The sequence below is a fragment of the Bacteroides sp. Phil13 genome (assembly GCF_001940965.1).
In the GTDB taxonomy this organism is placed as follows: domain Bacteria; phylum Bacteroidota; class Bacteroidia; order Bacteroidales; family Bacteroidaceae; genus Bacteroides; species Bacteroides intestinalis.
The window spans coordinates 120,009-128,558 of the sequence record NZ_MSHA01000100.1; the positions used below are offsets into that span (position 1 = coordinate 120,009).

An 8,550-nucleotide genomic window follows, 5' to 3' on the forward strand; every position below is an offset into this window, starting at 1 on the left:
CATGTATGTACATTTTGTAAAACGTCTGATTGATTTTATCATAGTCTTTTGTACATTAATGATTATCTGGCCGATATTATTACTAATTTCTATCTGGCTGCATTTTGCTAATAAAGGTACTGGTACATTCTTTATGCAGGAACGTCCGGGCAAGCATGGCAAAATTTTCAAAGTTATCAAATATAAGACGATGACTGACGAACGTGATGAAAATGGAAACCTGCTGTCGGATGAGAAGCGTTTGACAAAAATAGGAAAATTCATTCGTTCCACTTCTATTGATGAATTGCCACAATTGATTAATGTGCTGAAAGGCGATATGGCTTTGATAGGTCCCCGCCCTTTACTTCCCCAATACCTTCCTCTTTATTCCAAAGAACAGGCCCGTCGTCATGCAGTCCGGCCAGGCATTACAGGTTGGGCACAGGTGAATGGACGTAATGCCATTTCCTGGACAAAGAAATTTGAACTGGATGTGTGGTACGTGGATCATTGTTCTTTCTTACTGGATTTGAAAATTATATTTCTTACAATAAAGAAGGTCTTTGTACGTGAAGGAATCAGTTCTGATACTTCTGTCACTATGGAGGCTTTTACCGGAAACAATTGAAACTTTAAAAAATGTATTTATATGGTGCCAGTGGTCATGCTAAAGTGATCATTGATATATTACGTGCGAATAATGAAAAACTTGAAGCATTATTTGATGATAATGAAGCGATTGATTCTCTTCTTAATTATCCCGTTTTACGTTCGTCGGAAGTCCGCGGACCGTTGATAATCAGTATTGGTGATAATGGTATTCGCAGGAAGATAGCTGAAAGTCTGCATGCTACCTTTGGTAATGCTTTTCATCCTTCAGCCATTATATCTGAAGAAGCTGTAATAAAAGAAGGTACGGTCGTGATGCAGGGAGCCATCATACAATCCGGTGTCTGTATCGGCAGGCATTGTATTATCAATACTGGGGCTTCTGTGGATCATGAGTGCATAATTGAGGATTATGTACATATCTCTCCTCATTGTACCCTTTGTGGCAATGTGCAGATAGGGGAGGGCAGTTGGATTGGTGCAGGTACTACCATTATTCCGGGTGTAAAAGTGGGTAAATGGAGTGTGATCGGTGCCGGTTCTGTCGTCACAAAAAATATTCCGGATAATGTTCTGGCTGTAGGGAATAGATGTAAAATCATAAAGAACTTATTATAGTTTTCTTTTAATCATATAATTTCATGGACAAGAGAATTTATCTTTGCCTCGCTCATATGAGCGGCAAGGAGCAAGACTTTATACGCGAAGCCTTTGATACCAACTGGGTAGTTCCTTTGGGACCTAACGTCAATGCTTTCGAAGAAGATCTGAAACATTTTGTGGGACAGAATAAGGAAGTTGTCGCATTATCGGCAGGTACGGCAGCCATCCATTTAGGTTTAATTCAGTTGGGCGTCAGTACAGGTGATGAAGTGATCTGCCAGTCATTCACTTTCTGTGCTTCAGCTAATCCTGTAGCTTATCAGGGGGCAACTCCTGTATTTATCGATAGTGAAGAAGACACTTGGAATATGGACCCTGCTTTACTGGAAGAGGCTATCAAAGACAGAATTGCGAAAACTGGTAAAAAGCCTAAAGCCATTCTTCCGGTTCATCTTTATGGTATGCCTGCCAGAATTGATGAGATTTGTGCTATTGCATCGAAATATGACATTCCGGTGTTGGAAGATGCCGCCGAGGCTTTAGGATCCGAGTTCAAGGGACAAAAGTGTGGTACATTCGGTACTTTTGGTGTGTTGTCTTTCAATGGAAATAAGATGATCACTACTTCGGGTGGTGGTGCGTTAATCGTTCCTGATGAAGCGGCAAAGAAGCAGACCATGTTTTATGCTACTCAGGCCCGTGAACCTTTCCCTCATTACCAGCATGAAAAGATCGGTTATAACTACCGCATGAGTAATATTTGTGCGGGTATCGGTCGTGGTCAGATGACTGTGCTGGAAGATCATATTGCCCATCACCGCCATGTACATGATCTTTATGCAAAAGCTTTTGAAGATGTGGATGGCATTACACTGAAATCTAATCCTGACGATCGTTTCAATGCTAACTATTGGTTATCTACGATTCTGATTGATCCTGAGAAGACCGGTACTAATTATGACGAAGTTCGTGTGCAACTTGATGCCAAAGGTATTGAGACTCGTCCTTTGTGGAAACCTATGCACCTTCAGCCTGTCTATGCAAATAATCCTCGCTATGTGAATGGTATTTCAGAACGTTTATTTAATATGGGATTATGTATTCCTGCCGGACCTTGGGTGACAGATGAAGACGTAGCGTACATCGTGGAGCAAATAAAGGCATGTTTGAAAAAGTAAATCATAGCGCTTTGGTATAATATTCATTTATAACTACTTACAACTTTTCTCAGAAAAACTACTCTCTTCGCTCATTTTCCTACTTTTATTAGAGATTTAATCCTCATCTTTGCATCAACGTTGATCAACAAAGTGAATTAAAACAGAATTTAAATCTCTAAATGAAAAAGTATGAGTGTAATTTTTAGAACGGTAGAGAGACCGTCTGACCCTCGGGTTGAGAATTCTCCCAAAAAGTTTTTCCCTCAGTTGATAACTTTAGGACAGAGTGTAGACTTGGCATTCATAGCCCAGAAGATGCAGGATCGTTCTTCGCTTTCTATTGGTGATATCCGGAGTACTATGCAGAACTTCGTGGAGAAGCTGAAAGAACAGTTGCTGGAAGGCAAAACAGTAAATATTGCAGGATTGGGTGTATTTATGCTGGCTGCAAAATCTAAGGGAGAAGATAAAACTGAAGATGTGACCGCCAAGAGTGTGGAGAGTGTTCGTATCTGCTTCCAGGCTAACAGGGAATTGAAGATAACCAAGACTGCTACCCGTGCCGGTGAAAAACTGGATCTGGTCAGCTTGGATGATTATCTGAAAAATTTAGCTAATGCTCCATCAGGAGGTGGCTCAGATGGTGGCTCAGGAGGTAATTCGGGTGATGGGGGAATAGAAGACGATCCTCTGGGATAATTTCCAAAGCCAGCAGCTTTGGAAATTAAAGAATTAAGAATTAAAAATTAAAGACTGCGCAGTCTGTTGATCACTGAATATTAATCATTAAAAAAGTTTCTCTTATGAAAAAAACGAGTTGGAATGTGATATTGAAAGTCATTATTGCCGTAGCCAGTGCCATTGCAGGTGTGATTGGCGGTCAGGCAATGACCATTTAAGAATAAGTTTGATATAGACGTAAAGAGCTGTTTTCGAATTTCGGAAATGGCTCTTTTTTTGTTTGGTAGAATAGGGATGATTTTGATTAATAAGCGTTATCTTTGCCATCCCTTTATAATTCATAGTATTTAAAAATGGCAGAACAAAAAAGAACTCCCCGAAGTAACTCCAAGGCAAAAGTGCAGCCTGTAACTGACTACGGACGTATACAGCCGCAGGCGCCGGAATTGGAAGAAGCTGTGCTGGGAGCATTGATGATTGAGAAAGACGCTTATTCATTGGTAAGTGAAATTCTTCGCCCGGAGTCTTTTTATGAACACCGGCACCAGTTGATTTATTCCGCTATCACCGATCTGGCTGTGAATCAGAAGCCGGTGGATATCCTCACGGTAAAAGAACAGCTTGCTAAACGTGGTGATCTGGAAGAGGTGGGCGGACCGTTCTACATTACCCAGTTGAGTAGCAAGGTTGCCTCTTCGGCACATATTGAATACCATGCCCGCATCATTGCGCAGAAAGCATTGGCTCGTGAATTGATTACATTTACCAGCAATGTTCAGAGCAAAGCTTTTGATGAGACTCTGGACGTGGATGACTTAATGCAGGAAGCTGAGGGAAGACTCTTTGAGATTTCTCAGCAGAACATGAAGAAGGATTATACACAGATTAATCCGGTTATTGCCGAAGCGTATCAATTAATTCAGAAAGCAGCTGCCCGTACAGATGGTTTAAGTGGTTTGGAAAGCGGATTTACCAAGTTGGATAAAATGACTTCAGGTTGGCAAAATTCTGACCTTATTATTATTGCTGCCCGTCCGGCAATGGGTAAGACGGCGTTCGTGCTTTCTATGGCAAAGAATATTGCGGTGAATTATCGCAATCCGGTAGCTGTGTTTTCACTTGAAATGAGCAACGTACAGTTGGTGAATCGTTTGATATCCAATGCGTGCGAGATTCCGAGTGAGAAAATCAAGAGTGGACAGTTGGCAGATTATGAATGGCAACAGTTGGACTATAAATTGCGTGATCTTCTGGATGCGCCGTTATATGTGGATGATACTCCTTCTTTGTCTGTATTTGAGCTTCGTACAAAAGCACGTCGTCTGGTGCGTGAGCATGGAGTAAGGATTATTATTATCGACTACCTGCAGCTGATGAATGCAAGTGGTATGTCGTTTGGTAGCCGCCAGGAAGAGGTAAGTACCATTTCGCGTTCGTTGAAAGGTTTGGCGAAGGAGTTGAATATTCCTATTATAGCCTTGTCGCAGTTGAACCGTGGTGTGGAGAGCCGTGAAGGTGAAGAAGGTAAACGTCCGCAACTGAGTGACTTGCGTGAATCGGGAGCCATTGAGCAGGATGCCGATATGGTGTGTTTCATTCATCGTCCTGAATATTATAAAATCTATACATCGCAAGATGGTACTGATTTGCGTGGTATGGCAGAAATTATTATTGCCAAGCATCGTAATGGTGCGGTAGGTGATGTTCGTTTGCGCTTTATCGGTCAGTATACCCGTTTCCAGAATCCGGAGGATGATATGGTGATTCCGCATCCGGCAGAAGGAGGCGGAGCTACTTATGGCTCCAAAATAAATGCGGTAGGTGATGGCAGTATACCGCCTCCAGCTGAGTTCGCTCCTCAAACAGATAATCCGTTTGGTGGGGTGGGGTCGGATGGACCGTTGCCATTCTAGTTTGTTTTGTTTATGAAATGGATGTTTTTTGAGTAGAAAATCATATCTTTGCAAAAAAGAAGGTTAAAAATGTCTGCAAATCAATATATAAATATGTTTTCCGCCCATCTGTTTTGGGATGTGCGGAGAGAAGATTTAGACCTTGATAAGCACTCTGAGTATATCATAAAAAGAGTGTTGGAATATGGTTTGCTGAAAGACTGGAATTTGCTTCGGTCGTATTACGGATTATTTAAGATTGTTGAAGTTACGAAAGAAATGAGAGATTTAGAGCCTCGTGCTTTAGCTTATATTTCTGCCATATCTAAAACACCTAAAGAACAGTTCAGATGTTATGCTTATCGACAATTGAACCCTCAACACTGGAACTTTTAAAAAAGTTACAGCAACTTCCTGAACTTCGTGATACACGATTAGTAGGAGGAACAGCACTTGCTTTGCAATTAGGGCATCGGAAATCTATTGATTTGGATTTCTTTGGCACAATCAATTGTGATACTCAAGAATTGGTTGATGCTATAAAGAGTGTTGCTACTCTTACTATTTTGAAAGAGTCTCCTCATATACATATTTATTTAATAGATGGTATAAAAGTGGATATTGTGAACTATAAATATCCGTGGCTTGATGAAGTGGTACTAAAACAGGAAATCAGGATGGCTAGTTTTAAAGACATTGCTGCAATGAAAATAACTGCGGTGGTAGGGCGGGGAACTAAGAAGGATTTTATAGATATTGCATTCTTGTTACGTCATTTCTCTTTGGATGAGATTCTGAGTTTTTATTCATTGAAATATAATGATGGTTCTATTTTCATGGCGATGAAAAGTCTGGCTTATTTTGATGATGCAGAAAATGAGCCAATGCCTGATATGTTTGTGAATCAGTCTTGGGAGCAAATAAAAGAATATATCCTATCAAAGATTTCTTGATATATTTTCCCTGTCAACCCAAAAAATCTTATTACCTTTGCGGGTCACTTTTGGAAACAATAAAAAATTAATGATATGAATATCTCTTATAATTGGTTGAAAGAGTATGTCGATTTCGATTTGACACCGGAAGAAGTTGCGGCTGCATTGACTTCTATAGGTCTGGAAACAGGTGGTGTAGAAGAAGTGCAAACAATTAAAGGCGGACTGGAAGGTCTCGTGATAGGTGAAGTGTTGACATGCGTTCCTCATCCGAATTCAGACCACATGCATGTGACTACTGTGAATCTGGGACAGGGAGAACCTGTACAGATAGTATGCGGTGCACCGAATGTGGCTGCCGGTCAGAAAGTGGTAGTTGCTACTTTGGGTGCAAAACTCTATGATGGGGATGAATGTTTTACGATTAAAAAGTCAAAACTCCGTGGTATTGAGTCTAACGGCATGATTTGTGCTGAAGATGAAATAGGTATCGGTACGGATCATGCAGGTATTATCGTTTTGCCGGCTGATGCAGTTCCGGGAACTCTTGCCAAAGATTATTATAACATCAAGAGCGACTATGTGCTGGAAGTGGATATCACTCCGAATCGTGCCGATGCTTGTTCGCATTATGGTGTAGCTCGTGACTTGTATGCTTATCTGGTGCAAAATAATAAACCGACTTCTCTGAAGAGGCCGTCTGTAGATACTTTCTCCGTTGAAAATAATGATTTGGATATCAAAGTTACAGTTGAAAACACTGAGGCTTGCCCTCGCTATGCCGGTGTAACGGTGAAAGGCGTAACGGTTAAAGAAAGTCCGGAATGGTTGCAGAATAAACTCCGTATCATCGGACTGCGTCCTATCAATAATGTAGTAGATATCACAAATTACATTGTTCATGCATTCGGTCAACCGTTGCACTGCTTTGATGCGGATAAAATTGAAGGTGGTGAAGTAGTGGTAAAGACAATGCCTGAAGGTACTCCGTTTGTCACATTGGATGGTGTGGAACGCAAATTATCCGATCGTGACCTGATGATTTGTGACAAGGAAAAACCGATGTGTATTGCCGGTGTATTCGGCGGTTTGGATTCCGGTTCTACGGAAACCACCAAGGATGTTTTCATTGAGAGTGCTTATTTCCATCCGACATGGGTCCGTAAGACGGCTCGTCGTCATGGGCTGAATACAGATGCTTCTTTCCGTTTTGAAAGAGGTATTGATCCTAATATCACTATTTATTGCCTGAAGCTGGCTGCCATGATGGTGAAAGAACTGGCCGGCGGTACTATTTCCTCTGAAATTAAAGATGTTTGTGCTACTCCTGCTCAGGATTTCATCGTAGAATTATCTTATGAGAAGGTATATTCATTGGTAGGCAAGGTGATTCCGGTGGAGACAATCAAGAGTATTGTTACCAGTCTGGAAATGAAAATAACCAATGAGACTGCAGAAGGCTTGACTCTGGCTGTACCTCCTTATCGTGTAGATGTACAACGTGATTGTGATGTTATTGAAGATATCCTCCGTATTTATGGATATAATAATGTAGAGATACCATCTACGTTGAAGTCCAGCTTGACAACGAAAGGCGAACATGATAAATCTAACAAGTTACAGAATTTGGTAGCTGAACAGTTGGTAGGTTGTGGTTTCAATGAAATTTTGAATAATTCTCTGACACGCGCCGGTTATTATGATGGTATGGAAACTTATCCTTCTAAGAATCTGGTAATGTTGCTGAACCCGTTGAGTACAGATCTGAATGCAATGCGTCAGACTTTGTTGTTCGGTGGTCTGGAAAGTATCTCTCATAACGCCAACCGTAAGAATGCCGACTTGAAATTCTTCGAATTCGGAAATTGCTATTATTTCGATGCAGAAAAGAAGAATCCCGAAAAGTCGTTGGCTGCTTATACAGAGAATTATCATCTCGGATTGTGGGTAACGGGTAAGAAAGTATCCAACTCTTGGGCGCATGCTGACGAAGAAAGTTCTGTATATGAATTGAAAGCTTACGTAGAAAATATTTTCCTCCGTTTAGGGCTGAATATGAGAAATCTGGTAGTAGGTAATCTGGTGGACGATATTTATGCTACTGCCTTGTCTGTACAGACTAAAGGTGGAAAGCGTCTTGCTACATTCGGTATCGTAACGAAGAAGATTCTCAAAGCTTTCGATATTGATAATGAAGTATATTACGCTGATCTGAACTGGAAAGAGTTGATGAAAGCTATTCGTTCTGTAAAGATCAGTTATACGGAAATCTCCAAATTCCCGGCTGTGAAACGTGACCTTGCCTTGTTGATCGATAAGAAGGTGCAGTTTGCGGAGATAGAAAAGATTGCTTATGAAACTGAGAAGAAGTTGCTGAAAGAAGTATCTCTTTTCGATGTTTATGAAGGCAAGAATCTTGAAGCCGGCAAAAAATCGTATGCTGTCAGCTTCCTGTTGCAGGATGAAACGCAGACACTGAACGATAAGATGATCGATAAGATAATGTCGAAACTCGTGAAGAATCTGGAAGATAAACTGGATGCAAAACTTCGATAATTAATTAAAAGTTAAATAGTTAAACATTAAAATATTATTCCAATGGGAAGAGCGTTTGAATATAGAAAAGCTGCCAAATTGAAAAGATGGGGTCACATGGCAAAGACCTTTACAAGACTGGGTAAACAAATT

9 protein-coding genes and 1 pseudogene are annotated in these 8,550 nt (G+C 40.8%); all 10 read left to right on the forward strand.

Annotated features, from left to right (window positions below):
• The first annotated feature begins 1 nt into the window (after nt 1).
• On the forward strand, nt 2–610 hold the full coding sequence (locus BWI44_RS19685) for a sugar transferase (protein ID WP_118448105.1): 609 nt from the start codon (nt 2–4) through the stop codon (nt 608–610).
• A gap of 11 nt (nt 611–621) precedes the next feature.
• Nucleotides 622–1,209 carry an acetyltransferase gene (locus tag BWI44_RS19690; RefSeq protein ID WP_118307906.1) on the forward strand — a complete coding sequence of 196 codons (588 nt, stop codon included), beginning with the start codon at nt 622–624 and terminating at the stop codon, nt 1,207–1,209.
• Nucleotides 1,210–1,232: 23 nt separating this feature from the next.
• Entirely contained in the window at nt 1,233–2,372 is a 1,140-nt protein-coding gene (locus BWI44_RS19695) for a DegT/DnrJ/EryC1/StrS family aminotransferase (protein WP_118307905.1), read from the forward strand.
• 171 nt (nt 2,373–2,543) lie between these two features.
• Nucleotides 2,544–3,053: an HU family DNA-binding protein gene (locus tag BWI44_RS19700; protein ID WP_021968106.1), complete on the forward strand. Its 510-nt coding sequence runs from the start codon at nt 2,544–2,546 to the stop codon at nt 3,051–3,053.
• A 104-nt stretch (nt 3,054–3,157) separates the two neighbouring features.
• Entirely contained in the window at nt 3,158–3,253 is a 96-nt protein-coding gene (locus BWI44_RS19705; RefSeq protein WP_021968105.1) for a smalltalk protein, read from the forward strand.
• A gap of 135 nt (nt 3,254–3,388) precedes the next feature.
• On the forward strand, nt 3,389–4,948 hold the full coding sequence (gene dnaB / locus BWI44_RS19710; protein ID WP_007663179.1) for a replicative DNA helicase: 1,560 nt from the start codon (nt 3,389–3,391) through the stop codon (nt 4,946–4,948).
• A 69-nt stretch (nt 4,949–5,017) separates the two neighbouring features.
• Nucleotides 5,018–5,323, forward strand: coding sequence for a DUF6922 domain-containing protein (locus tag BWI44_RS19715; protein WP_007663177.1), 306 nt, complete (start codon nt 5,018–5,020; stop codon nt 5,321–5,323).
• Nucleotides 5,278–5,880 (forward strand): nucleotidyl transferase AbiEii/AbiGii toxin family protein, encoded by a 603-nt coding sequence (locus tag BWI44_RS19720; RefSeq protein ID WP_007663174.1) that lies wholly within the window; start codon nt 5,278–5,280, stop codon nt 5,878–5,880. Before BWI44_RS19715 ends, BWI44_RS19720 begins: the two co-directional genes overlap by 46 nt.
• Nucleotides 5,881–5,955: 75 nt before the next feature.
• Nucleotides 5,956–8,418, forward strand: coding sequence for a phenylalanine--tRNA ligase subunit beta (gene pheT / locus BWI44_RS19725; protein ID WP_278706388.1), 2,463 nt, complete (start codon nt 5,956–5,958; stop codon nt 8,416–8,418).
• A 42-nt stretch (nt 8,419–8,460) separates the two neighbouring features.
• Nucleotides 8,461–8,550 (forward strand): annotated as a pseudogene (locus BWI44_RS19730) (YebC/PmpR family DNA-binding transcriptional regulator); the annotation flags it as partial.

Excerpts from the sequence above, each read along its gene's own strand:
- BWI44_RS19685 (WP_118448105.1), top strand. The coding sequence starts at position 2 with ATGTATGTACATTTTGTAAAACGTCTGATTGATTTTATCATAGTCTTT.
- BWI44_RS19690 (WP_118307906.1), top strand. The coding sequence starts at position 622 with ATGTATTTATATGGTGCCAGTGGTCATGCTAAAGTGATCATTGATATA.
- BWI44_RS19695 (WP_118307905.1), top strand. The coding sequence starts at position 1,233 with ATGGACAAGAGAATTTATCTTTGCCTCGCTCATATGAGCGGCAAGGAG.
- BWI44_RS19700 (WP_021968106.1), top strand. The coding sequence starts at position 2,544 with ATGAGTGTAATTTTTAGAACGGTAGAGAGACCGTCTGACCCTCGGGTT.
- BWI44_RS19705 (WP_021968105.1), top strand. The coding sequence starts at position 3,158 with ATGAAAAAAACGAGTTGGAATGTGATATTGAAAGTCATTATTGCCGTA.
- dnaB (WP_007663179.1), top strand. The coding sequence starts at position 3,389 with ATGGCAGAACAAAAAAGAACTCCCCGAAGTAACTCCAAGGCAAAAGTG.
- BWI44_RS19715 (WP_007663177.1), top strand. The coding sequence starts at position 5,018 with ATGTCTGCAAATCAATATATAAATATGTTTTCCGCCCATCTGTTTTGG.
- BWI44_RS19720 (WP_007663174.1), top strand. The coding sequence starts at position 5,278 with ATGTTATGCTTATCGACAATTGAACCCTCAACACTGGAACTTTTAAAA.
- pheT (WP_278706388.1), top strand. The coding sequence starts at position 5,956 with ATGAATATCTCTTATAATTGGTTGAAAGAGTATGTCGATTTCGATTTG.